The following is a 25201-nucleotide window of genomic DNA, read 5'->3' on the forward strand; positions in this document are numbered from 1 at the left end:
CCGGTCACATTCCGAACCCGGAAGCTAAGCCCTTCAGCGCCGATGGTACTGCACTCGGTAGGGTGTGGGAGAGTAGGACACCGCCGGACTTCTTCTAAGACGTGGTGGTCTTGAACAGCTCCCCCGAAAGACTGGGGTTGAGTAGTTCAAGACCATCACGCATTTCTACGTCCACCACAAACACCTGAACCGCGGCGCCCCCTGCGAATGCTTGTACGGGTGCGGATAGACACGTACATGACGTTGCCCACTCCCTCGGGGTTGGCCGTCGGCGTCGTGTCGCCCTCACCGCGGCTCGCACCCTGGGGCATCTCGACGAACGCGACGTCGCGGTGGCCGAGGTCGTACAGGTACGTGGCCAGGGTGCGCATCGCGGCGCGTTCGTCGATCGTCAGCTGCAGGACACCGTCGATCGCGGGGTAACCCATGCCGGGGAGCGGGATGCGGCGATGGCGCAGGTGGTCCAGCACCGCCGCCGAGACATGCCCGCCGAGCGGGAAGACGACGGCGTCGAGGGGGATGCCGGACATGCGTCGCACGACCTCGTGCTCATCGCTGCCCTGCGCCGGGATGAGCAGGATGCCGCTCGAGTTCTGGCCCAGGTGCTGCGCGAGACCGTCGAGCACGCTGACGGCGAACGGGTCACTGAACGAGTTGAGCAGTGGGCCCTCGGCGAAGACACCGACGATCCCGGAGGGTCCCTGTCGCAGGGACGAGGCGAGCGGGTCGGGGCCGCCGTAGTCGAGATCCTCGGTGGCATTGAGGACGCGCTCGCGCGTCGCGTCGGCTTCGTTCATCGTCCACCACGGCCGGGGGATGGCAATTTTGTGCTGGCACCCATCGATGTGGGACGGGCTGAGCGGTATCCGTCACGTGGTTACTGAAGCGTAGGTAGGGTTGGGGGATCGCGGCGCGGACCGCGACACCCGAGCTGACGACGGCCAAAGGAGACCAAAGCGATGACGACCTCACGGACCCGGGTGACGCTGCTCGACGTGGCGCGCGGGGCGCTGACGATGACGCCCGACGTCCCCCACGTCGCCAAGCATCTGCCGTCCTTACTGCTGCGTCGATCGGGCCGCGCCATGTCGATCGGCTCGGTGTTCGAAGGGCTCGCCGAGCGGCACCCGCAGCGTCCGTTCGTCGTGGCCGACGAGGGGCGCCTCACCTATGCAGAGGCCAATGAGCGTGTCAACCGGCTCGCGTGGGTGCTCAAGGACGCTGCGGTTCGTCACGGGGACGTCGTCGGGCTGATGGCGCACAACTCGATCGACATGCTGCTCGTCATGCTCGCGACCGTGAAGATCGGCGCCGTCAGCGGGCTGATCAACTACAACCAGCAGGGCGATGTGCTCGCCCACAGCCTCGGAGTACTCGACGCCCGCGTCATCGTCGCCGAGCCGTCGTTGCTCGAGGCGGTGACGACGTGCCTCGCGGGGGAGGGCGCAGCGAACACCGCACCGTCGTCGGATACCGGGCGCCACGCGGACGTCGTCGGGCTCGACGAGCTCGTCGCACAGGCGACGAACGCGCCTACGGCGGCGGCGCAGAACCCGCCCGAATGCGCGCAGGTGCGCGGCAGCGACAAGGCGTACTACATCTTCACCTCCGGCACGACGGGCATGCCGAAGGCCTCCATCATGAGCCACCATCGGTGGCTGCAGTCGTACTCGGGCCTCGGCGGGCTGGGCGTGCGGCTGCGCGAGGGCGACACTCTCTACTGCTGCCTGCCGCTGTATCACAACAACGCCGTGACGGTCGCGCTCGGAGCCGTGCTCAACGGCGGCGCGTGCTTCGCCATCGCGCGCAAGTTCTCCGTCTCCAACTTCTGGGACGACGTCATCCGCTTCGACGCGACGTCGTTCGTCTACATCGGCGAACTGTGCCGCTATCTGCTCGGCCAGCCGCAGCGGGACGTCGACCGGGCGCACCGCATCCGCGTCATCGTCGGCAACGGCCTGCGGACCGACATCTGGGCCGAGTTCCAGGAGCGCTTCGGCATCGCGCGCGTCGCCGAGTTCTACGGGGCGAGCGAGTGCAACATCGCGTTCATCAACGCCTACAACATCTCCGAGACGGCCGGCACGTGCCCACTGCCGCACAAGGTCGTCGCCTACGACCCGGAGACGGGCGGCGCGGTGCGCGACGCGAACGGGCGGCTGCGTCAGGTCAAGGTCGGCGAGGCGGGCCTGCTGCTCGCCAAGGTGACGAAGGCGCAGCCGTTCGACGGGTACACCGACGACGACGCCACCGAGAAGAAGCTGCTGCGCGACGGTTTCAAGGACGGCGACTGCTGGTTCATCACCGGCGACCTCGTGCGCCGGCAGGGGCTCAACCACGTGGCGTTCGTCGATCGGCTCGGCGACACGTTCCGGTGGAAGGGCGAGAACGTCGCGACGACGGAGGTCGAGGCGGCCCTCGAGCGGCTGCCGTTCGTCGAGGACTGCGTCGTCTACGGCGTCGAGGTGCCCGGCTGCGACGGGCGAGCCGGCATGGCCGCCGTCGTGCTGCGCGAGGGCGAGCCCTTCGACGCCATCGCGGCCGTGGCGCTCGACGAACGCCTGCCGAAATACGCGGTGCCACTTTTCGTGCGCGAGGTCGATTCGCTCGAGCACACCTCGACGTTCAAGTCGCGCAAGGTCGAACTGCGCGACGCCGGGTTCGCCGGCGTGGGTGACGACCGCGTGTGGGTGCTGACGCGTGACGGCTACGTGCCCTTCTACGAGAGCTACCCCGAAGACGTCGCAGCAGCGCGTCAGCCGTGAGGGGTTGAGCTTCGCCGTCGGCCGGCCATGTGGTTGTGCGGCAGCCGTGAGGGGTGGAGCGTCGCGTCGGCGTGGTGGTTCAGCGTGTCGGGCGTCAGAACGATGCGGTGGCGAGCTTGACGGCGAACAGGCAGAAGGCCGTCCCCGCGGCGAGATGTGCGCCGGCGACGACGCGCGGGCGTCCTGCGACGCGGTGGCCGAGCCGCGCACTGATGGCGATGACGGCCGCGAGGTAGATGAGGCTGATGATCTGCATGATGACGGCGAGCACCCCGAAGTTGACCCACAGGTGCGGATCGCCCGGCGTCACGAACTGCACGAAGAACGCGGCGAAGAACAGGATCGACTTGGAGTTGAGCATGCCCGTCGCGATCGAGCGGCGGAACGGGGACGTCGCGATGCCGGCGTCATCGGGGGCCGCGCCTGTGTCGATGGGGTTGAGCGAGTCGTCCGTGGCCTCGGCGCGCGTCAGCGCTCGATGTTCGCGCAGCAACTGCACCCCTCGGCGCAGCAGACCGAACCCGAGATAGGCGAGATAGGCGCCGCCGACGAGCGTCAGCGCGCGGAAGAACAGCGACCCGCCCGTCAGCAGCGTGCCCGCGCCGGCGACGGCCGCGATCATGAGGATGCTGTCGCTGATGAACACACCGGCGGCGGCCTGCCAGCCGGCGCGTCGCGACACCTGCGCGGCGCTCGTCGCGACGAACAGCGAGTTCGGCCCGGGCAGCAGGATGATGAGCACCGCGCCGAGGGAGAACTGCGCGAGCTGGGCGAACGTCAGCGTCATGCGCGCTCGACGGACGCCTCACCCGCGCCGAGATCGCGGATGGCGGCGCGCTGCGCGAGGCGGTGCTCGCGACGGATCTGCGCGGCGCGGAAGCGGCGCTTCTCCTCCTCCGTCACCGGCTCGAGCGTCGGCACCTGACGCGGCCTGCCCGACTCGTCGACGCCGACCATGACGAGGAACGCCGTCGCGACGTGGACCGGGGGCGTGCGATCGTCCCACCGCGTCGTCTCGACGCGCGCGCCGACCTCCATCGACGAGCGACCCGCCCAGTTGACCTGCGTCTTCACCGTCAGCACGTCACCGACGCGCACCGGGGCGAGGAACAGCATCTCGTCCATCGCGGCCGTGACGGCGGGGCCCTGCGCGAAGCGTGCCGAGACGGCGCCCGCGGCGTCGTCGACGAACTTCATGATGTTGCCACCATGGACGGTGCCGAGCAGGTTCGTGTGCTGGTTGCCCATGATCTGGCTGAGGACGAGTTGCGTGTCGGAGGGAGCGGTCATGACCGCCATTGTCTCGCAGGATCTCAGCGGTTCGTAACGAGCCCGGCGCCCTCGAGATGGGTGAACTCGTTGAACGTCAGCAACCGAGGGCCATGACGATCGATCGTGATGCGCGTGACGCCCGTGTTGACCGCCGCGAGGGTGAAGTGCTTCCACGCATCGAGGCTGCCGCCGGCGGTGAGGTGAGCCGCCGTCCAGCACACCGGGCCGGCCGACGTCACGACGACGACGTGCTCGTGCGCGGCGTCGACGAGATCGTCGAGCGCCTCGTTCGTGCGCGAGGTGAACTGCTCGAAGCTCTCCGGGTACTCGTGGTCGTACTGGCCGCCACTCCAGCGATCGACGGCCTTCTCGAACGTCTCCTCGAACGCGATGCGCGGACGCAACGTACGCACCATGTCGGCCTTCAACACGAGCATGTTCTTGTACGCCGGTTTGTACGCCGTCAGGAGCGCGCGATGATCGAGCTCGTTCCAGCGCTCGTCGCGACCACGCGCCACGACGCGCGGGGCATGCGCGGCGATGATGGCGTCATCAGGCTGTTCATCGGGTTTCGGGTGAGGGGGCTTGCCTCTGGAGGGTTCTCTCGGCGCGTGTGTGGCGGCGTCCTGGGTGCTCTCCAGGTGTTGCGCTCGGTCTGTTTCTCGGTCGCTCGACGCCGGGGCGGGCGGCGTGGCCGGCGCCTCCGATTCGTCCGCGCGGGGGTGAGCGGGCGTCGTCACGTGTGTGGGTTCGGTGGCGGGGGCGTCGTCGAGCTGCCAGCCGGCGCCCGCGGCGATCTCGGCGAGAGTCTGACGGTGGCGCTTCATCGAACCACTGACGATGAGGCTCGGTGCGACGCCGTGCGCGGCGAAGTGCTTGCCGAGCAGATACGCCTGCTCGTGGCCCGTCTCGGAGAGGTTGTCGTAGTCGGACTTGCCGAAGGACGCCTGCCCGTGGCGCACGAGCCAGACCGAACGCGTTTCCATGGACCAATCTTGCCGCACCACGTGCTACCCGCGGGTAGCCTTTCGTCGTGCATTCCACGACCGCCCTCGAGGCCACCGTCACGACCACGAGCGGGCTCACGAGCCACGTCACCTTCATTCCCGTCGACGACCCGGCGGCGCCCGTCCTCGTCATCCGACCGGCGTTCGGGGCGCCCGCGTCGTACTACCGGCACCTGACGCCGGCGCTCGCCGAGGCAGGGCTCGCGAGCCTCGTCGTCGAGTACCCGGGGCGGGAGACGCGCGACGGAATCGGGCGCGAGACGACGTACGGCTACGACGCGCTCGCGACCGGGGCGCACGAGAGCGTCATGACGCACGTGCGCGAGCTTCGGCCCGACGCCCCGGTCGTGCTGCTCGGGCACAGCCTCGGCGGGCACGTGTCGATCTTCGCGGCGGCGCTGCACCCGGATGGGCCGGCCGCGGTCGACGGCGTGATCCTCGCGGCGTCGGCAAGTCCCTACTGGCGGGGGTACGGGGCGCCCGGCAGGGTGCGCTCCTTCGCCGGGACAGCGCTGATGGCGACCGTCGCGCGCGCCGTCGGGTACTGGCCGGGCGACCGGCTGAAGTTCTGGGGGCGCCAATCGCGGGTGCTCGTGCAGGACTGGTCGCGGATGGCGCGTACCGGGCGCGTGCGTCCGTCGGGGGCTCAGATCGACTACGAGGCGGCGTTGGGGGCCTATGGCGGGCAGGTGCTCGCGATCTCACTGCCGAACGACTCGTTCGCACCCGTCGGCGGGCTCGAGCAGATGCTGCGCTGGGTGCCTAAGGCGCGCGTGACGCGCTGGCACTCGCCGGACGATCTCGGGCACATCCAGTGGGTGCGTCGCAACGTCGACGTCGTGCCCGTCATCGCTGCGTGGGTCGAGGAGAACATCGCGGCTCGGTGACGGGTGCGTGATGGGTGTTGACGCCTGGCGGCGGGGGGTAGTTGCACGAGTCATGTGCATCTGCACGTCGAATGTGCGGCACATTCCTCGTGCAGATGCGCAGAAGTCGTGCAGCTAAAAACTGCGATTGCGTCCGGTCGATGACGAAGCGTGCAGGTTCCAGATCTGACGAGCGACGTCGACGTACTGCTCGCGTGGGCCTGCGGTGGAGGGTGTCTCTGGTTCGGCGGCGCTCTCGCCATCGCTGTCGAAGCAGTGGACGAACGTCGCGTGGACGAGGGTGAGGACGTCGTCCGGGCTCGTGCACGCAGGCAGTCCCGAGGCGATGTACTCGGCCTCGGCGTCGAACTCGTTCGACGGCGCGCCGATCTCGGCGAGCCCGAGGAGGTTTGCGGCGTCGAGGATCTCGCTGATGCGGGGTGCCACCGTCGAGCCCCGCAGGCGCGCCGGGATGACGTGTGGCTCGCCCTGTTCGCGCGTCACGCGCCAGGCCACGCCGCCTGGTTTCTCGGTGACGGCGTAGGTGGAGGTGCCGTACTCGGTGTCGCGGTGCCAGATGAGCGCAACGCCGTCATCGGCGGCATGGCCGTCGGGCAGGGCGCCGTCAGCGACCCACCGCCGGTACTTCTCGGCGCGGCCCGGTTCACCGAACAGGTGGGGGCACGCGCTGCCGGGGAGAAAGCCGAGGCCGTCATCGAGGGGTGCGAGTGGGCCGAACGAGTCGGTCGACGACGCCTCGAACCAGCAGTTCATGCCAGCGCTGATACCGGCCAGGACGGTGCCGTTCGCCGCGGCTTCGCGCAGGAGGTCGGGCAGGCCGTGCGTGCGCCAGATCGCGAGCAGGTTGGCCGTCGACCCACCGCCGACGTAGACGACGTCCTGGGTGAGGACGTGGCGGGGGTCGCAGGTCCAGTTGGCGTTCGCGGACTTGGTGAACAGCGACAGGACGCTCGTCTCGGCGCGCCCGGCGAAGGCTTGCTCGAACTTCGCGGCGTAGCCGAGGTCGTCGCCGCTGGCCGTGGGGACGAAGCAGACGCGGGGACGCTCGGCGCGCGTCAGCTCGAGGATGTGCTCGTCGATCGGCGTGACGGCGCCCTCCTGAGAGAAACCCCCGCCGCCGAGGGTGATGATCGTACCGGTGAAGTTCGTCATCCCTCGATTGTCGCCGAGGCGATGCGTGGTGGCGACAGACTTTCAGTCGGCGGGGTTTGGTCTGCCGTCGGGTGTGAGTGCGGGGCGCCGGTCCGTCGTCGTGACTCACCGTCATGGGTCGTCGAGTTCGTCGCTTGGGGCCCAGCTTCCGGCGTGGTTGAGGACGACGGTGAATGTGGACGAAAATCGCCGATGGGTACGAGAATCGCAGGTGAGCACACGCGTCGCCGGCGTGGATCGTGAGATGCCGGGGTGAATGCGACGGCTCGCACTCACCCCGGCATCTCACGCCCGGGCCCGACCGGCGTTCACGCGACGGGTGGGGCGCTCCCCTCATGAACGGAAAGCGCGGCGCGGCTCAGGCCGCAGCCTTCGCCGGAGCGTGCGAACCGTGCGCCGCCAGCGAGTTGGCCGGCTTCGTCAGGGGCTTCGGGGCCACCTTCGCGTGGTGCTTGCCGACCGGCTTGGCCTTCGGCAGCGCCTTGTTCGCGTCCTTGCCATGCGGCTTGGGTGCGGCCTTCGCGTGAGCAGGCTTGGGTGCAGTCTTGCCATGCTTCACCGTCGCCAGCTTGGGCTGCGGCTTGGCCTTCTCACCCGGCTTGGCCTTCTCACCCGGCTTGGCCTTCTCACCCGGCTTGGCCTTCTCACCCGGCTTGCCGTGCTGCGCCGGGGCGGGCTTGCCGTGCGCCTTCGTCTTGCCCGGGTGCGCCGCCTTCGTGCTCGCGGTGCTGCTCTTCGAGTTGGACACGCTCGTCGTCGTGCTCGAGCTGTTACCCGTCGAGCTGGACGCGCTCGACGCCTTCGTGCTCGTGGACGTCGTCGTGCCCGACGTGGCGCTCGTGCTCGTCGACGAGCTGGAGGTGCTCGTCGTGGGCGCGCTCGTCATGCTCGACCAGCAGCTGCTCGAGGCGGCCCAGGGCGACGTCCCGGCCTGGTTGTAGAGCTCGAGGGCGGCGGCGTCCTGCACCGACGCGGGCGCCGAGGCGGCCGTCGTGTAGCCGGCGGAGGCCGACAGGCCCTTCCACGTCGAGTTCAAGAACTGGTAGGCGCCCGAGGCGCCACTCGAGGCGTTGACGGCCTGGTAGTTGCCGCCGCTCTCACAGGACTTGATCTTGGCGAGCACCGATGACGCGGACGACGAGGACGTCGACGTCGCGGCGCTCGCGGTGGAGGCCAGGCCCGCACCGGCGACGCCGACGAGCGCGATTCCGCTCGCGAGCGTCATGGCGCGTTTGCGCTTCTGCTTGGGTGCGGCGTCCGTGGTGTCGTGCGAACGGATCGGGTCGGTGGTGGTGTCGAAGTGGGTCATGACTGTTCCTCTCGTCGGTCTGTTGACGTCATCCACCGTGCCGACGCTTCGTTGCGGGCGGCTGACGCGACTCTGACGGCGACGAAACGTTGTGAGCCTGCTGTGAGGCGTGCCGTCATCGCTTCCTGTCGATGGCGGGCGGCTCTGATCGCTTGTGGGGCAACAGTTTTCGACAGAAGCACCGCGTCGCGGCGAGCCGCCGGGCGAGGGTCCGTCGGTGCCTCAGAGAGGGCGCGTGACGGCCGGCGTTCTTATCGAAATCAAAGGCGAGGTTCTTAGCGTCGCCGTCATGAAGGCACTCATCGTCGACGAATCCGGCCGCACGTCGGCACGTCTGCAGCCGGCGCTCGCGCAGGAGGGGTACGTCGTGCAGGCGGCCTCTCAGCGCGGCGAGGCGCTGTGGTTGGCGAGCGAGGCGGAACCCGACGTCATCGTCATCTGCAGCGCCCGACCCGGCACGCACGACGTCCCCGTCGTCACCGCCCTGCGCGGCGACGGCGAGCGCGCGCCGATCCTCGTCATGGCTCGCCGCGGCGAATCGGCCGACCTCGTCGACGTGCTCGACGCGGGCGCCGACGACGTCGTCACCTCACCCGTGCCGTTCGCCGAGGTCGCCGCGCGTCTGCGAGCTCTGACGCGCAGGGCCCCGCACCTCGTCGAGGACGAACTGCGCGTCGGGACCCTCCGTCTGGATCGCGCGGCGCGCGTCGCCGTCAGGACGCTCGACGACGCCACCACGGGTGACGCCGGCAGCGATCACGCCAGCATCGGTGACGCCCTTGCCGAGCCGGGCGGGGCCACCGCCCGCGACGTGGCGAGCGGCGCGCAAGGGGGTGAGGTGGCGATCGACCTCACCGCCCGCGAGTACGCCGTCCTCGAACTGCTCATGCGCAACGCGGGGCACGTGGTGTCACGCGCGCGCATCGTCGACGATGTCTGGGGCGGGCTCGATGCGGCGACGTCGAACCTCGTCGATCAGGTCGTCAGCCATCTGCGGCGCAAGCTCGACCGCCCGTTCGGTCGCCACGACATCACGACGGTGCGTGGCGTCGGCTACCGCATCGTCGACTCAGCCGCTCAGCTCGACGGCGTCGTGCGACGCGCGTCCTGACGGGCCCCACCCCCGGCCTGCCCGGGCAGCACGACGCCCCCGTCAGGACAAATCCTGACGGGGGCGTCACCGGCACGACACATCGTGCCGAGAGGTCTTACGTGGCCCAGCAGCTGGAGCTGGCGGCCCAGGGGGAGGTGCCGGCCTGGTTGTACAACTCGAGGGCTGCGGCGTCCTGCACCGACGCGGGCGCGTACTTGGCCTTCGAGTAGCCCTTGGCGGCGGAGAGGCCCTGCCACGTCGTGTCGAGGAACTGGTAGGCGCCCGAGGCGGTCGACGACGGGTTCTGCGCCTGGTAGTTGTTCGAGCTCTCGCAGAACTTGATGGCGGCGAGCGTGCTCTGCGCGCCCGAGCCGGTCGCTGCGGAAGCGGTGCTCGCGAGGCCGGCTCCTGCGGTGCCGACGCTGGCGACTGCGCCGGCCAGGGCGGCGGCGCGGTGACGGATGTTCATGGTCGAGTGCGACATGTGGCGTCTCCTCGGAAGGTGTGAGCGGGCACGAAGTGGTGTTGCTCCGTGCGGGTTCTCCACCTGTCTAATGACCGAGCCCCGGCCCGCCGCAAACGCGAGACGCCCGCCGAGCCGTGGCTCGACGGGCGTCACCCGGGAAAAGCGTTGCGTCAGCGCGATGCTCGGCGACGCATGACGAGCGTCACACTCGCCGCGGCGAACGCGAGCGCGGCAGCGCCCGTCAGCGCGCCGGTGTTCGACGACGGCGCGACGCGGTCGGTCTGGACGACGGGGCCGGCCGGCTTCGACGAGGCGTGGGACGTGCCCGGCTTGTGCGGCATCCCGCCCGGCATCTGCGGCATGCCGGACATGCCCATGAGCGTGGTGAACCAGGCGTCCCACTGTGCTTCGGACGCGTTGGCCGACGGCGGCTTCGGCAGGCCGAACATCGTGGCGACCTTGCCGGCCCACGCGTCGTACTCGGCGTCGGAGGCGTCCATCGCGGGCAGTGCCGGCAGGCCGAGCAGCTTCACGACGGCCTTGACGTACGTGTACGCCTGCTCGTCCGTGGCGTTCTCACCCGGGAAGGGCGGCAGGCCGAGGGCCTTCGACGCCTGCTGGAACCACGCCTCGATCTGCGCGTCCGTGGCGTTCTCGCCGGGGAACGGCGGCAGCTTGGCAGCCAGCTGCTCGATGGTGGCGGGCATCGTCGGCTTCGGGGCGGGCTGCTCGGCGAGGGCCGGAGCGGCGAACGAGACAGCGACGAGCGCGGTGCCGAAACCGGCGGCGACGCGGGAGGTGAGTGACACGTGAGTCACCTTTCGATGAAGGCCCGCGAGGCTCGGTCTCGAGCAGATCGGGCATGCACAGCCCATTATGAGCTACTTCACAGGGTGGCGGCGACTCGGCGAGCTGTGCGCTCAGCGGATACGCGAACTATCGCGCCAGTCGCGACGGCAACGTGCGGGTTGGGTGCTCCCGCGCGCTCACACGCCCGTCCGACGGAGCGTGCGAACCCGCACTCCCGTCGAGACAGGACGTGCGGGTTCGTCGAGGGGCAGAGGCGATCAACCGGCGCGGTAGGCGGCCCATTCGTCACGTGTCGGGACTGCGAGGACGCAGATGTTCTTCCACGTCGAGCCGAGCTGACGCCCGAATCGTCCCGTGTTGTACGGCAGGCCATAGCGTTCGCAGATCTCGCGCACCTTGGGGGCGACCTCGATGTAGCGGTTGCTCGGCAGGTCGGGGAAGAGGTGGTGCTCGATCTGGTGGCTGAGGTTGCCCGTCAGCGTGTGAAACGTGCGGGTGCCGGAGATGTTCGCCGAGCCGAGCATCTGCCGGATGTACCAGTCGCCGCGCGTCTCGCCGTCGATCATGCGTTCGTCGAAGGTGTCGACGCCGTCGGGAAAGTGACCGCAGAAGATGACGGCGTGCGCCCAGACGTTGCGCAGTGCGTTCGCCGCGACGGTGCCGCCGAGCGCGCGCAGCGCCGTCGAACAGAAGTTCGTCGGTCGTCCGAGGGCCTTGCCGACGAGCGCGCCGACGGTGGCCGCAGCGAGCGGCGTCGCGACGTAGTCCTTGGCGACCATCGCGATGGCCTTGTCGCGCAGCGCCGCGATGTCGGCCATGACGGCCTCGCGCGACTTGTACCCGGCCTTGTACTGATCCCACTCGATGTCGTAGCTCGCGATGCCCCATTCGAACATCGGCGCGAGCACGAGGTTGACGAGCGGGTTCGCGAGGTCGCGCGGCTTCCACGGCTGGTCGTCGCTGACGCGCAGGATGTTGTAGCCCACGTCGCGGTCCTTGCCGATGACGTTCGTCCACGTGTGGTGCAGGTCGTTGTGCGTGTGCTGCCAGCCGCGGGCGGGCGCGACGAAATCCCACTCCCACGTCGTCGAGTGGATGTCGGGGTCGCGCATCCAATCCCACTGCCCGTGCAGGACGTTGTGGCCGAGCTCCATGTTGTCGAGCACCTTGCCGAGCGCGATGAGGCCGACGCCGGCGCTCCACGCGATCTTCGAGCGGCTGCCGATCATGCAGACGCGGCCCGCGAGTTCCGTCGCACGCTGGATCTTCACCATGCGCTTGACGTACGCCGCGTCCTTCGCGCCGCGCTCGGCGAGCACCTCGTCACGGATCGCGTCGAGTTCGGCGCCGAGGCGTTCGACGTCGTCGTCACTGAGGTGCGCGGCCGTCGGCGGGCGCACGGCGAGGTGGCCGTGCGTCGGCAGGACGCCGGTGCGTTTGTCGGGCTTCGCGGCCGCGCGGGCCGTCTTCGAATCGGCGGCGCCGGGCTTGAGGCCGTTGAGGACGGATGTCATGAGCTGAACTCCTGGTCGGGTTCGTTCTCGCCGGATGGGTAAAGAGGACGTGGGGTGGCCGCGCGTCTGGTCGGCGCGGCAGGACGGAGCGTCGAGGGGGTGACGCCGCAGCGGGATCGTGCGCTCAGGGCGTGCGCGTCGGATCGGCGGGCTAGGGCGCGGGTGGTCATGGTGACATCTCCACCGCTCACGCGTCGAGGTGGACCGGGCCCACCGCGGCGCTGATGCAGGTCTGGATGAGTTCGCCCTCGTCGGAGCACAGTTCGCCCGACGACAGATTGCGCACCGTCCCACTGACGAGCGGCGTCAGGCACGTTCGGCAGATGCCCATGCGGCACCCGGACGGAAGCAGGACGCCCGCGTCCTCGCCGACCTCGAGCAGCGTCGTGTTGCCCTCGGCGTTCGCCTCCTTGTCGGACTTCTCGAACGTGACGACGCCGCCGCGCGCGTCGGGGTCGGCGAACAGGGTCGGGGCGAAGCGTTCGACGCTCAGCTCGTGCGGCAGATCCTCGCTGTGCCAGAGGCGTTCGGCGTCGTCGAGCATCTCCTGCGGCCCGCAGACGTACGTCTTGCGGCTGCGCCAGTCGGGGCAGAGCGTGTCGAGGTCATGGGTCGTCGCGAGATCGAGACGGCCTTCGTGCTCGGTGAAGCGGTGCACGAGCGTCAGGCTGTGGTGTGCGTCGTTCATCTGCGTGAGTTCGTCGAGGAACAGCGTCTCGTCGGAGTTGCGCGAGGAGTGGATGACGACGACGTCCGCGTCGCGCCGCTGCGGCAGCAGGGTGCGCAGCATCGACATGACGGGCGTGAGGCCGCTGCCCGCCGTCAGCATGAGCAGGGGGCGCGGGCCGGTGGGCAGGAGGAAGTCGCCCTGCGGCGGAGCGAGGAACAGCACGTCGCCGGGCTCGGTGTGGTGCACGAGGTGGCTCGAGACGCGCCCGACAGCGGTGACGGTGATCGCCGGGTCGTGGCCCTCGGCGGTGACGAGGGAGTACGAGCGCCAGTTGCGCACCCCGTCGATCTCGACGCCGATGCGCGCGTACTGGCCGGCCTTGTGCGCGTCCCACGTGCCACCGGGCGTGAACTCGATCGTCGCCGAGTTCGCCGTCTCATGGCGCACGGCGGTGACGACGCCGCGCAGCTGACGGCTCGAGACGAGCGGGTTGAACAGGCGCGCGAACTCCTGCGGCGGCGCCGGCGTCGTGAACACCTCGGCAGCGCGCCACGCGGCGCGCTTGAGCAGCGAGCCGCGGCGCGGGGTGCCTGACGAGCGGGCAGGGCGCGGTGGCAGAGCGGAGTTCACTCAGACATTGTGCCTCTCACAACTGACAAAAGCTTCCGCCGCCGGAGTGAGCAGCTCTGGGACCTTCGTCTCTGCGGACGAACTGGCGGGTTCGGTGGGGCAGCGGCGAGGGCGTGGCTGACGGGGTGCTCGGCGCTCGCCGACCCCGGCGCGATCTTGTGTCATCAACGCGTGAAATGTCGCGCGTTCATGACACAACATCCAGGAGGCTTGACGAGATGACGAACGTTCACCCTCGCAAATCGCGAAGTCATCCCCTCATGGCGCCATGCCACCGTCCTCGGTGATGGGATCGCCATCAGCGACATGACGTAAAGCGGTCTGTGGTGGGGGACCCTCGTCAACTACGCCAGGATCGGGAGGAGGCAGTCGACCTCGCCTTCACGTCGATAACTCTCGATCTGCGGACGGGACGAGTCGTGATCTGCCGAGCCGAAGAGGACGTCGAACGCCTCGCCGATGTGCCCGTAGACCTCCGGCGCTTCACCTCGTAGGCGCAGCCGAAGGTAGGCGCCACCCGGGATCGTCGTCTCGTCCAGACCCAGCGAATTTGCGGCGTCGCGATCCAACCGAATCGAGCACATGCGGTAGATGTGCGATCCGCCGTAGACGAGGCCCATCATGCGTCGTCCCCTCAGGGAGTCGAAGGCGTGCTCGAAGTCGGGCCACCCGGCTTGGATGCTCGGCAGGTCGAGGGGAACATCGCGGCTGAGCGCGGGAAGATCCTCGAGGTTGATGACATCGATCCTGCCCAAGGCGTGGCGTTCTGGGTAGTCGCTCATGCGCCAGGTCTAGCCAAGAATTTGGAAGGTTTTCAAGTGTTCGGAGCAGACAGGCGACGCCGGCCCGCAGGGATGGGCCGTCGAGCTCGACGTGCTGTCCGTGCTGGAGCCCAACCGCGACGGCACCCCGTACGGTGGGTGACCGCCCCGCCGGCTGACCTGCGCGCCGTCAGCGACCGGTGCGAGCCCGCCACTCACGACGCGTCTCGCCCGGGCGCGGGGCGCTGTCGTCGTCGGAGGCGCTGGCGGCGGTTGCTTCGGGCGTCTGGGGGGTCGCCGCACCGGAGGCCGGCGGTTGGTTCGGCGTCTCGGTCGACGCGCCAGGGACGTCGGTGCGTGCGGCACCGGAGGTGGGCGCTTGGTTCGCCGCACGTGACGGCGCACCGGGCGTATCAGTCGCGTCGGGGGTGTCAGTGGTGTCAGCGCTCGCGGCATCAGCGTTCTGGGGGCGTCCGCTCTGAGGAACACCCATCGACTCGCCCGCTTCGTCGGCGCCGGGCTCGACCACGTCAGGCTCGGCGGGCAGTTCGCGTCGGGCGTCGAGGGCGTCCTCGGTGGAGGTTTCTTCGCGCGTGGAGGGCGTGGGGACCGGCTTCGGGCGCAACCCGGCCTCGGGGTCGCCGCCCTTCCACGCTGCGTGCTCCTCGGTGGTGCGCACGACGCCGTCCTCGCCGAGGACGAGGCCGTCGGGCAGATCGGGGGCATCCATCGGCATGACGTCGTCGGGGGAGTGCGGGTCGCCGTCACGGAACGTCGGGCCGACGCGTTCGGCGGGGGAGTCGTACGCGGCCGACGGGTCGTCGAGACCGTGCGCCGGGAAGCCGGCGAGCAGCTCGACCTGACCGACCGTCACCGACCCCGGTGCCGGCACGCCGTCGAGGGGGACGGGCGTGCACAGGTCGATCTCGCCGCACACCGTCGCGATCCGGGAGACGAGGAACTCGTGGCCCGTGACGGAGTTCGTGCGGATCTCGGCGAACTGGACGGTGCCGCTCAACGTCGCGAGAGGCGAATCGCTCGACGCGGCGGGCAGGAACGTCTCGATCTCCATCGGCGGCGGCCACGGCAGACCGAACTGCTTGACCTCGGCCGGCGGCTCACCTTCGACGCCGGGCATCGCACTGCGGGGCGAGTCGAAGAAATCCTCGACCGTCGCGAAGAACTCGGTGTCGACACCCATCGCGACGAGCGCGACGCGCCCCACCGCGGCCCAACCGACCGTGTACCGGTTGTTCGGCACGACCGTGAACGGGTCGAGCTCGAAACCGGAGACGTCCGTCAGCGTCACCTGCGCGAGACCGTTCTCGAGCGGCGTGATGCCGCGGTACGGAGTGCGCACCGGCGTGTCGAAACCAGGGCGCGCGTACTGCGCCGTGCGGTCGAGCAACAGCATCGCGCCACTCGAGTCGACCCAACGCGTCGTGCTCGACAACTCGTGAGCCGGCGCACCCTTGTCGCGCGCCAGGGCGGCCAGGGCAGCGGGGTTGGTAAAACCGATGCACGCGACAGTTGAACTCATGGGCGTAACGGTAGGCGAGCAGGTGGCCCCTCGCCACTCTCGCGGGGCGTTCGATCGCGTCGCGGCATGTGGTGGCACGGCGCGCCCCGGCTCGGCGCGGCACGCGGACAACGCGGTGCGCGGGTGGCATCGACGTCGGCCGGACCTGCGAGGCAGGCCTGCCATGCGGGCTGCGTCGAGATCGGCATCAGGTCGGGCTTGTCGGGCCCGTCAGGACAGGAAGGTGGAGGCGTGTTCCGCGGACGTGACGACGATGCCGTCCTCGTCGCTCCACAGATGGTCGCCGGGCGTGAACGTGGCGCCCCCGAACGTCACCGGAACGTCCTTCTCGCCCTTGCCGTCCTTCGCCGACTTGCGCGGGTTCGTGCCGAGAGCCTTGGTGCCGAGGTCGAGTTTCGCGACCGCGGCGCTGTCACGGATGGCGCCGTTGATGATGACGCCCTCCCACCCGTTCACGACGGCGGCCTCGGCGATCATGTCGCCCATCAGGGCGCTCTCGACGTTGCCGTCGCCGTCGACGACGAGCACCTTGCCCGCGCCCGGCGAGTTGAGTGTCTCCTTGACGATCTGGTTGTCGCGGAAGCACTTGATCGTCACGATCGTGCCGCTGAACCGCGCGCGTCCGCCGTACTGAGTGAACTGGGTGGAGCACGAGTCGAGCGCGTCGCCGAGCTCGTCATAGAGGTCGGCGGTGGCGATGTCGGCCATGAGAGGCGTCCTTTCGTCGGGTTCGAAGGGCATGCAGGTCCACGCTATTTCGCGAGGACGCCCCATGGGGCGTCGCGGGCCGCGGATCAAGACGAGGCGCGGCGGTGACGGCCGGGGTCGGAGCGATGAACGGTGAATGTGGACGAAAATCGCAGAAGCGGACGAAAATCGCGAATGGGGACAGGATTCGCACAGGGGGACGGGATTCGCCGATGGGTACGGGGCCGTGCCACTCTGCGATTTTCGTCCACATTCGCGATTCTTGGTCACATTCGGAATCGGGATGCTGTCGGCGCGCGGGCGGTGCCGGCCGTTGGCTGGGGTGGGGCTCGGGATCAGGTCAGGTCGGGTCGGATCACGTCAGCCCTGGGTGCGGCGCTCGCGGCGATAACGTCCCGGGGGCATGCCGACGAGGCGCGTGAACGTGCGGTTGAACGCGGCCTGGTCGGAGTAGCCACAGCGGTCGGCGATCTGCGCCAGCGTCAGCTCTTTGGCGGTGAGCATCTCGCGCGCGGCGTCGATGCGTGACGACAGGACCAGTTGGCGCGGCGAACGTCCGAACACGCGGCGCGAGCGTCGCTCCAGCGTGTCGACCGAGCATCCCGCGACGCGGGCGAGATCCTGCGACGTCACCGGCTGGTCGAGGTGCGCGTCGATGTAGGCGCGCACGGCGCCGAGCGACGTCATCGCCGGGTCGTCCTCGGCGGCCTCGCCGACGTCCTGCGACATGCTGGCGATGCCGACGACACGCCCCGCCTGGTCGCGCAGCGGCACCTTCGCCGTGATGTGCCAACGAAACGGCCCGCCCGAGGCGCGGATCAGCTCGAGCTCGTTGAACAGCGGCTTGCCGGACGACAGGACACGCGCGTCCTGCTCCTCGTAGCGCTCGGCGAGCTCCGGCACGAACAGCTCGGCCGCGCGACGCCCGACGACGTCACCGCGCGAGCGCTTCTTCGTGCGCTCGACGAACGTCGGGTTGACGGCGAGGTAGCGACCGTCCGCACCCTTGACGCAGAACATCGTGCCCGGCAGGTGATCGACCATTTCGAGGACGGCGGGTCCGAGCGCGCCACGTAGGGCGTCGAGCGTCGGTGCCGTCGTCATGAGGGAAGGGTAGCGGGCGCGTCGGCACCGCCAGGCCCACAGACCTCGCCAGCCCCACAGGTCCCCGGGTCTTCCCGTCCCGCCGGCGACACGAACCGTCACGACGGGCCGTTCTGGCCGATACCCGCGGCGAGGCTGCGGCAGGCGGGCAAGACTTTAGCGGTCAGGAGGGGTTTGACTGGTGGTATGAGCCAGATCACTGACGGACCCCACACCCCGGGCGCCACCACCGTCGACACCACCCCGTCCGACGACGCTGCGACGTTCGCCGAACTGCACGACCTCGTCGAGGACGCCGTCGCCCTCGCGAACCGTTGGAGCGACGCGACCGAGGCCGGCCAGACGAAGGCCGAGAAGCGCACGAGCGACCAGCTCGGCGCGCTGCTGCGTGACGAGAAGGGCCTCGACCTCGCGGTGAAGTTCGTCGACCGCGTCGCGCGCCCCGAGGACAACACGGCCGCCGCGCGCGAGCTCGCGCGCCTGTCGTCGAACGAGGCGACCGGGTTCATGGGCAAGCTCGACGCGAAGCTGCTCGGCCTCGGTTCCCGCCTCGCGACGACGATGCCGCCCGTCGTCGTGCCCGCGGCGCGCACGCGTCTGCGTCAGCTCGTCGGCCACCTCGTCGTCGACGCGAGCGACCCGACGCTCGCGAAGCACCTCGTCAAGGCGCACGCCGACGGCTTCCGCCTCAACATCAATTTGCTCGGCGAGGCCGTCCTCGGTGAGGCCGAGGCCGCGCGTCGCACCGAGGAGACGCGCAAGCTGCTCGCGCGCGACGACGTCGACTACGTCTCGATCAAGGTCAGCTGCCTCGTCTCGCAGATCTCGACGTGGGACGCCGAGGGCACCGTCGAGCGCGCCCTCGAGCGGCTGCGTCCGATCTACCGCGTCGCGAACGGCACGGCGAGCGACGCGTCGTCGCCATCGTCGAACACCGGTGACGCCAACGCCGACGCAGGCCAGCCGGGTGGGGGCGCCGCGAACGTCAACCGCGGCGACATCAAGAAGAAGTTCGTCAACCTCGACATGGAGGAGTACCGCGACCTCGACCTGACGATCGAGCTGTTCACGCGCCTGCTGTCGGAGCCGGAGTTCCACGACCTCGAGGCGGGCATCGTCCTGCAGGCCTACCTGCCGGACGCGGTGCCGGCGCTCGAGCGTCTCATCGCGTTCGCGAAGGAGCGCAAGGCCAACGGTGGCGCGGGCATCAAGGTGCGTCTCGTCAAGGGCGCGAACCTCGCGATGGAGCGCGTCGAGGCCGAACTGCACGACTGGAAGCAGGCGCCGTACACGTCGAAGGAGGACGTCGACGCGAACTACCTGCGCTTCATCGAGCGCGCGACGCGCGCCGACGCGATGGAGGTGTGCCGCCTCGGTGTCGCCTCGCACAACCTGTACGACGTCGCGATGGCGCACCTGCTCGCCGAGAAGCGTGGCGTGAGCGAGCACCTCGACGTCGAGATGCTGCAGGGCATGGCGCCGTCGCAGGCCCGCGCGGTGAAGGCCGACGTCGGCACCGTCCTGCTCTACACGCCCGTCGTGAAGCGCGAGGACTTCGACGTCGCCGTCTCCTACCTCATCCGTCGCCTCGAGGAGAACGCGGCGGAGCAGAACTTCCTGCACGCCATGTTCAGCCACGACGAGGGTGCGGCCGAGCGTCACAAGTACGTGCGTGACGGCCTCGTCGGCACCGGTGCGCTGTCGGCGATGCAGGACCAGGAGCGACGCTTCCGTGAGTCGATCGACGCGATCGCCTCGACGCCCGTCGGCCCGCGACGCTCGCCCGAGCGCGCGCCGATCGGAGACTTCTTCGAGAACACGGCCGACTCCGACCCGGCGCTGCCCGCGGTGCGCGATTGGGCGCGGGAGGCCGTCACGCGTCAGCCGGCGCCGCTGACGTCGCCGCAGCTCACGTCGCGCGAGATGGTCGACGACGTCGTCGCGCGCGGCGTCGCGGCGCAGGCCGGGTGGGCCGGACGTTCCAACACCGAGCGTGCCGCGCTGCTGCGTGAGGCGGCGCGGGAGATCGAGAAGCGTCGCGGTGATCTCGTCACCGTCGCGGCCGCCGAGGGGGGCAAGACGATCGACCAGGTCGACCCGGAGATCTCGGAGGCGATCGACTTCGCGCGCTACTACGCCGACCGCTGCGAAGAGTTGGTCACCGGAATGGCTTCTGACGGAGCACGATTCGAGCCTCGCCGCCTCACGCTCGTCACTCCGCCGTGGAATTTCCCCGTCGCCATCCCGATCGGTTCGGTGCTCGCGGCGCTCGCGAGCGGATCGGCCGTCGTCATCAAGCCGGCACCGCAGACGGTCGGCTGCGTCGAGGTCGCGATGGAGGCCCTGTGGGCTGCGGGCATCCCGCGCGACGCCGCGCAGGTCGTCCGCGTCGAGGAGGACGACAACGGCCGCGCGCTCGTCGCGCACGACGACGTCGACACCGTCATCCTCACCGGCTCGATCGAGACGGGTCGCCTGTTCGCCGGGTGGCGCGCGCGTCACGCCGGTGGGCCGCGCGTGTTCGGTGAGACGAGCGGCAAGAACGCACTCGTCGTCACGCCCGCCGCCGACCTCGACCTCGCCGCTGCCGACCTCATGAAGTCGGCGTTCGGGCACGCCGGGCAGAAGTGCTCGGCTGCCTCGCTCGGCATCCTCGTCGGCTCGGTCGCGACGTCGAAGCGGTTCCGTGAGCAGCTCGTCGACGCCGTCAAGTCGCTGCGCGTCGGCTGGCCGAGCGACCTCGGCACGACGATGGGCCCGGTCATCGAGCCGCCGTCGGGCAAGCTGCTCAAGGCGCTGACGACGCTCGAACCGGGTGAGACGTGGCTCGTCGAGCCGAAGCAGCTCGACGACACCGGCCGCCTGTGGAGCCCCGGCCTCAAGGACGGCGTGAAGCCCGGCTCGTTCTTCCACATGACCGAGGTCTTCGGCCCCGTGCTCGGCCTCATGCACGCCGACACGCTCGAGGAGGCGCTCGAACTGCAGAACGCGACGCAGTTCGGCCTCACCGCTGGCATCCACAGCCTCGACGAGGACGAGGTCACGTACTGGCAGGAGCACGTCGAAGCGGGCAACTGTTACGTCAACCGTCACATCACGGGCGCGATCGTGCAGCGTCAGAGCTTCGGCGGGTGGAAGGAATCCGTCATGGGCCCCGGCGCGAAGGCGGGCGGGCCGAACTACGTCGCGCAGTTCGGCACATGGGTGCCTGACGGCGTCGCGCGTCAGGGCGCGCCGATCATGCCGCGGGTGCGCGACCTGCTCGAGATCCTGTCGCCGCTGGCGCGAAACGAAGCCGACCGCGAGTGGCTGCATGCGTCGCTGCGTTCCGACGCGTTCGCGTGGCGCGAGGAGCTCGGCATCGAGGCCGACCCGTCGTCGCTGCGCGCCGAGTCGAACGTCTTCCGCTACCGCCCGCAGCCGCAGGTCGTCGTGCGCGCGGAGCTCGGCGAGACTTCGGCGGACGGCGACGTCGACGCCGTCGCGGACCGCACGCTCGCCGAGGTGGCGCGACTGGTACTCGGAGCGCACCTCGTCGGTTCGAGCGTGTACCTGTCGTGGGACGTCGCGCTGCAGCCGGCGCTGACGCGCCTGGCGGCGACGGGCGAGGGACGACAGGCACTCGTCTGGCTGAACCGCATGGGGTCGGTCGAGAGCTCGGCGCAGTTCGTCACCTGGTGCCGTGAGCGCACGCGCGACGGCGAGCCGCTGCGCATCCGCATGGTCGGCGCGGACGCCGACGGCGAGACGGCCGCCGCGCTCGCGTCAGCTCCCGGCGAGGACCAGGGCGCGAGCATCACGCCGCTGTTCGGCGAGGTGCTGTCGACGGGACGCCGGGAACTGCTGACGTTCCTGCGCGAACAGGCCATCTCGCGGACACTGCACCGCTTCGGCCACGTTGCGCCGGAGCTGATGCGCTGACCGGTTGACGCCGAATCGGTGACCCACCGAGGTCTACTGCGTGACGAGCCGTCAGGGGCGGCTCGTCACGCAGTTGGTTCGAGTTGAATGTGGACGAGATTCGCGAGTGTGGACATAGATCGCGAATGCGGACGAAAATCGCAGGTGGGCGGGGCCTGAGTGGGTGGGTGGCGCCGGGGGTATCCAGGGCGTGAGGGCGGCGCGGGGCGCCCAGGGCGTCAGGATGTGCGCAGGGTGCCGGCGACGAGGGCGACCGGGGCGGTGTCGAGCGCGGGCGAGCAGCCGATCGAGTCGGTGTCGACGTTCAACGTACGGGCACCGCTGACGGGCACGCGGAGTGTCTTGGCCTGCTTGCCGCCGAGGGTGACGGTCTGCTTGGCGCTGCCGTCGACGCGGACGGTCACGGTCGTCGTGCCCTCCGGCTGCATGTTCGTCCCCCCGGGCTGGGCGTCGGTGGCGCCGACGGTGAACGCCACTTCGTCGTAGCGACGATCGAGGGCGAACTGTGCCGCGGCGGTGCACGCCTGGCGGTCGGTGAGCAACGGCACGACGGCGTCGTCGTACGAGGATCCGCCGACGCGCACGCTCGCCGTGCGCGCCCCGCCCGACAGCGCGCCCGACAGGGGGACGTCTCGTGGCTGCGCCGAACGACTCGACGTCGACGATGACGGCGCCGGAGCTGCGCCATGCGACGAGGAGGAGTCGCGCAGCAGCAGCCACGCGACGAGCGCGATGAGAGCGAGACCGGCGACGAGCGTCACCGCCAGCCAGACGCTGCGCCGGTGCTGCCCCCCGCTCGGAGTGTCGCTCGTCGCCGACGCTGTGCCCAGGTGATCGGCGGGATTCGGCCCACCCGGGCCGGCCACGCCACCCACGCCGCCCGCGCCGACCGCCCCACCTGCGCCCGCAGGCAGCGCCGCCACCGCGGCGGCGCCTGACATGGGCGCGGGCGATCCGATGGGCGCGGAACTTTCCGACGCCCCTGCGGCGACGATCCGTGACGTCCGCGGCGGTGCGCTGAGCATGGGCGCGGCGGGGGCGCCGGCGAACTGCGGCGCCATGGCCCACAGTCGCTGTGCGACGGCTGCGGCATCGTCCGGGCGTTCGTGCGGGTTCTTCGCGAGCAGCTCGGCGATGAGCACCCACAGGGCATCGGGGATGTCGTCGGGGCGCGTCGGCGCGTGATCGGCGTGCAGGCGCAGCAACGCGACGGGCGAGTCCGCGTGGAACGGCACCGCGCCGCACGCCATCTCGTACAGCGTGACGCCGAGCGCGTAGAGGTCGCCCGCACGTCCGCTCGGTTGCCCGTCGCCGAGTTCGGGCGCGAGGTACTGCGGCGTGCCGATGACGTTCGCCGTCGCCACCTGCCCCGTCTGCGTGACGAGGGAGGCCACCCCGAAGTCGGCGAGCCTCGGCACGAGAGTGCCCAGCGCGTCGGTGGACGTCCGCGTCGATGCGGCGGCGGGCAAGGAGGTCTCGGTCGTAGCCCTCGATATCGCAGCCCTCGACATCGCGTCGGGATCGTCGGCGAGCAGGACGTTCTCGGGCTTGAGGTCGCGGTGCAGCACACCCGCGCCGTGGACGGTGGCGAGGCCCTGTGCGATCTGGGCGCCGAGCGTCGCGACATCGTGCGGGGTCAGGTTGCCGCGCCGTTGCAGGAGGGCGCGCAGGGAGTCGCCGGCGACGTAGTCCATGACGATCGCGAGGCGCGGGCCCTCGACGACGAGGTCGTGCACGCGGATGACGTACGGGCTGCGCAGGCCGACGAGGAGGTTGCGTTCCTGCAGGAAGCGCGCGACGACGCCGGGGTCGTCGGCGAGTTCGGGGCGCAGCAGTTTGAAGGCCAGGGTGTGGCCGTCGACGTCATGCCCGACCCACACCTGCCCCATCGCGCCCGAGCCGATCTGCCGCTCGAGCGTGTAGCGGCTTCCCAGCTGCCAACCCTCGCTCACGCCGAGTTCCCTCCCTGCCTCGTTGGGACGATCCTATGGGCGCGCCGCCGCGTCTGGGGCTACTCTCGGGCACCAACCCCGACTTGCCCGCCGACCGGCGCGTGGCGTAGGAGAGATCATGGCCATCTTCGCTGTCACCTACACGTATTCCGACGACGTCGCCGCCCGCGACGCCCACCGCCCCGAGCACCGCACCTACCTCTCGCAGGTCGAGGGCATGCTGCTGTCCGGACCCCTCGCCGAGCCCGACGGTGCGCTGCTCGTCATCGCCGCGCCGACGCGTGAGGATGTCGCCGAGCGCCTCGACCGCGACCCGTTCTTGCTCGAGGGCATCGTCGTCGAACGCACGATCCGCCCCTACACGCCCGTCCTCGGCTCGCAGGCGCCGACGTTCGCCGAACACCTCGAACGATGACGGAGACGCCACGCGAGCCCGCACCTGACGGCACGTCCGGCACCTCGTTCGTCGACACCTCGCGCCTCGCCGAGAGGGCAGACATTGACGAATCGCCGGCGTCTGAGGGCGCATCGTCGAGCCACGCAAATGTGTCGCTGGCGAACGCGGACCTGCCGGAGCCGAAGCTGCCACCGATCACGAGCGTCGTCATCGACATCGGGGACGATCGCGTCGAGGTCTTCCACCGCGACAGCGGGCCTGATGATCAGCCCGACAACGCCTCGAGTGACGGGGGTGTCGACGTCCCGGGCGTGAACGCGTCGCTCGCCGGCGAGCAACGGGAGCACGCCGCGGCTGACGCTGCGGCCGACCCTGGTGCCGCCGACGCTGAGCCCCACCCCGAAGCCGCGCCGACTGGTCGCCCGACGTATGTGCTCGTCCATGGTCTCGGCGGCAGCCTCGCCAACTGGGAGCCGTTGTGGCCGTTCCTCACCGAGCACGGTCGCGTGCTGGCGCTCGACCTCGCAGGGTTCGGCCGCACGAGTGGGTCGAACCGCTCAGCCGTCTCCGACAACGTCGATCTGCTCGCGGCGTACCTGCGTCAGCTCGGTCTGAGCGACGTCGTCCTCGTCGGCAACTCGATGGGCGGGATGATCGTCGCGATGATGACCGCGAAGCACCCTGAGCTCGTGTCGCGTCTCGTGCTCGTCGACCCCGTGCTGCCGCTGCACCCGCAGGATCGGCCGCACTGGTCCGTGCTCGTCACCTTCTCCCTCTACATGTGTCCACCCGCGGCGCGACGCGTCATCCCGCGTTACGCCGCGCGCCGCGGCATCGACCGCATGGGCGTCGAGGGCGTCCTGACGGTCGTCGCCGACCCGCATCGCGTGCCGAAGTGGGTGATGCGACGCTCCGTCGAGGAGGTCCGTGCTCTGGCGGAGAACCAGGACTCCGTGCCCGGGCTCGTGCGGGCCGCCAACTCGCTCGTCGTGGCTGCTGGAAGCCCGCGCTACCGTCGCGTGCTGAGTGAGTTGCGGGTGCCCGTCACGCTCGTGCACGGCGAGCGCGATCGCCTCGTGCCCGTCTCCGCGGCGCGTCGCATCGCCGCTCGTCACCCGGCCTGGGCGTTCCTCGAAGGCCCCGGCCTCGGCCACGTGCCGATCTACGAGGCCGCGGGGTGGGTCGCACGCTGCATCGTGGGGGCGGCAGCGTCCTGACGAGCAAGACGGCCCGAGCCCGACGC

General features: G+C 70.0%; 21 protein-coding genes and 1 rRNA gene. 7 read left to right on the plus strand and 15 right to left on the minus strand.

The features are described 5' to 3' along the window. A 5S ribosomal RNA gene (gene rrf / locus ABH936_RS08520) occupies positions 1-89 on the plus strand; the annotation flags it as partial. Positions 90-155: 66 nt separating this feature from the next. On the opposite strand, the gene ABH936_RS08525 is transcribed toward rrf, so the two are convergent. Next, entirely contained in the window at positions 156-797 is a 642-nt protein-coding gene (locus tag ABH936_RS08525) for a hypothetical protein (protein ID WP_404603026.1), read from the minus strand. Between the two features lie 162 nt (positions 798-959). Here ABH936_RS08525 and ABH936_RS08530 point away from each other — a divergent pair, with 162 nt between their 5' ends. Continuing rightward, positions 960-2765 carry a long-chain-acyl-CoA synthetase gene (locus tag ABH936_RS08530; protein WP_288756761.1) on the plus strand — a complete coding sequence of 602 codons (1806 nt, stop codon included), beginning with the start codon at positions 960-962 and terminating at the stop codon, positions 2763-2765. Positions 2766-2859: 94 nt separating this feature from the next. Here ABH936_RS08530 and leuE read toward each other — a convergent pair whose 3' ends face one another. The 3 genes from leuE to ABH936_RS08545 are packed head-to-tail and all read right to left on the minus strand — an operon-like array spanning position 2860 to position 5023. Beyond that, on the minus strand, positions 2860-3552 hold the full coding sequence (gene leuE / locus ABH936_RS08535) for a leucine efflux protein LeuE (protein ID WP_241724884.1): 693 nt from the start codon (positions 3550-3552) through the stop codon (positions 2860-2862). Further along, positions 3549-4055: an acyl-CoA thioesterase gene (locus tag ABH936_RS08540; protein WP_006945484.1), complete on the minus strand. Its 507-nt coding sequence runs from the start codon at positions 4053-4055 to the stop codon at positions 3549-3551. The genes leuE and ABH936_RS08540 overlap by 4 nt, the downstream gene beginning before the upstream one ends. Positions 4056-4078: 23 nt before the next feature. After that, a complete protein-coding gene (locus ABH936_RS08545) occupies positions 4079-5023 on the minus strand; it encodes a histidine phosphatase family protein (protein ID WP_404603028.1) in 945 nt (314 codons plus the stop codon). Positions 5024-5070: 47 nt separating this feature from the next. Here ABH936_RS08545 and ABH936_RS08550 point away from each other — a divergent pair, with 47 nt between their 5' ends. Beyond that, positions 5071-5931: an alpha/beta fold hydrolase gene (locus ABH936_RS08550; RefSeq protein ID WP_241724887.1), complete on the plus strand. Its 861-nt coding sequence runs from the start codon at positions 5071-5073 to the stop codon at positions 5929-5931. A gap of 114 nt (positions 5932-6045) precedes the next feature. Here the strand turns inward: ABH936_RS08550 and ABH936_RS08555 are convergent, their stop codons facing one another. Further along, complete coding sequence (locus tag ABH936_RS08555) at positions 6046-7083, minus strand: Type 1 glutamine amidotransferase-like domain-containing protein (protein ID WP_404603029.1); 1038 nt, start codon at positions 7081-7083, stop codon at positions 6046-6048. Between the two features lie 358 nt (positions 7084-7441). Further along, positions 7442-8392 (minus strand): transglycosylase family protein, encoded by a 951-nt coding sequence (locus ABH936_RS08560; RefSeq protein WP_404603030.1) that lies wholly within the window; start codon positions 8390-8392, stop codon positions 7442-7444. 289 nt (positions 8393-8681) lie between these two features. On the opposite strand from ABH936_RS08560, the gene ABH936_RS08565 reads away from it, so the two are divergent. Further along, on the plus strand, positions 8682-9503 hold the full coding sequence (locus ABH936_RS08565) for a response regulator transcription factor (protein ID WP_241724890.1): 822 nt from the start codon (positions 8682-8684) through the stop codon (positions 9501-9503). A gap of 97 nt (positions 9504-9600) precedes the next feature. Here the strand turns inward: ABH936_RS08565 and ABH936_RS08570 are convergent, their stop codons facing one another. From ABH936_RS08570 to ABH936_RS08605, 8 genes are all read right to left on the minus strand, one after another. After that, a complete protein-coding gene (locus ABH936_RS08570) occupies positions 9601-9969 on the minus strand; it encodes a transglycosylase family protein (RefSeq protein WP_404603031.1) in 369 nt (122 codons plus the stop codon). A 152-nt stretch (positions 9970-10121) separates the two neighbouring features. Then, positions 10122-10760, minus strand: coding sequence for a hypothetical protein (locus ABH936_RS08575; protein ID WP_404603032.1), 639 nt, complete (start codon positions 10758-10760; stop codon positions 10122-10124). A gap of 258 nt (positions 10761-11018) precedes the next feature. After that, positions 11019-12275: a fatty acid desaturase family protein gene (locus tag ABH936_RS08580; protein ID WP_404603033.1), complete on the minus strand. Its 1257-nt coding sequence runs from the start codon at positions 12273-12275 to the stop codon at positions 11019-11021. Positions 12276-12462: 187 nt separating this feature from the next. Continuing rightward, entirely contained in the window at positions 12463-13575 is a 1113-nt protein-coding gene (locus ABH936_RS08585) for a ferredoxin reductase (protein WP_081873758.1), read from the minus strand. A gap of 344 nt (positions 13576-13919) precedes the next feature. After that, positions 13920-14357, minus strand: a complete 438-nt coding sequence (locus tag ABH936_RS08590; RefSeq protein ID WP_074041130.1) for an AraC family transcriptional regulator — start codon at positions 14355-14357, stop codon at positions 13920-13922. A gap of 169 nt (positions 14358-14526) precedes the next feature. Further along, positions 14527-15876, minus strand: a complete 1350-nt coding sequence (locus tag ABH936_RS08595; protein WP_404603034.1) for a hypothetical protein — start codon at positions 15874-15876, stop codon at positions 14527-14529. A 210-nt stretch (positions 15877-16086) separates the two neighbouring features. Beyond that, positions 16087-16617, minus strand: coding sequence for a ribonuclease E activity regulator RraA (rraA, locus tag ABH936_RS08600; RefSeq protein ID WP_404603035.1), 531 nt, complete (start codon positions 16615-16617; stop codon positions 16087-16089). A gap of 327 nt (positions 16618-16944) precedes the next feature. Next, positions 16945-17688 (minus strand): helix-turn-helix domain-containing protein, encoded by a 744-nt coding sequence (locus ABH936_RS08605; protein WP_404603036.1) that lies wholly within the window; start codon positions 17686-17688, stop codon positions 16945-16947. A gap of 186 nt (positions 17689-17874) precedes the next feature. On the opposite strand from ABH936_RS08605, the gene ABH936_RS08610 reads away from it, so the two are divergent. Further along, positions 17875-21609 carry a proline dehydrogenase family protein gene (locus ABH936_RS08610; RefSeq protein WP_404603037.1) on the plus strand — a complete coding sequence of 1245 codons (3735 nt, stop codon included), beginning with the start codon at positions 17875-17877 and terminating at the stop codon, positions 21607-21609. Positions 21610-21827: 218 nt separating this feature from the next. Here the strand turns inward: ABH936_RS08610 and ABH936_RS08615 are convergent, their stop codons facing one another. Then, positions 21828-23561, minus strand: a complete 1734-nt coding sequence (locus tag ABH936_RS08615; protein ID WP_404603038.1) for a serine/threonine-protein kinase — start codon at positions 23559-23561, stop codon at positions 21828-21830. A 118-nt stretch (positions 23562-23679) separates the two neighbouring features. On the opposite strand from ABH936_RS08615, the gene ABH936_RS08620 reads away from it, so the two are divergent. Both ABH936_RS08620 and ABH936_RS08625 read left to right on the plus strand, forming a co-directional pair. Next, positions 23680-23976 (plus strand): YciI family protein, encoded by a 297-nt coding sequence (locus ABH936_RS08620; protein ID WP_038569695.1) that lies wholly within the window; start codon positions 23680-23682, stop codon positions 23974-23976. Beyond that, positions 23973-25175, plus strand: coding sequence for an alpha/beta fold hydrolase (locus ABH936_RS08625; RefSeq protein WP_165584677.1), 1203 nt, complete (start codon positions 23973-23975; stop codon positions 25173-25175). Before ABH936_RS08620 ends, ABH936_RS08625 begins: the two co-directional genes overlap by 4 nt. Positions 25176-25201 lie beyond the last annotated feature (26 nt).

It is taken from the genome of Dermacoccus sp. GAS27A (assembly GCF_044909235.1).
GTDB lineage: Bacteria > Actinomycetota > Actinomycetes > Actinomycetales > Dermatophilaceae > Dermacoccus > Dermacoccus nishinomiyaensis.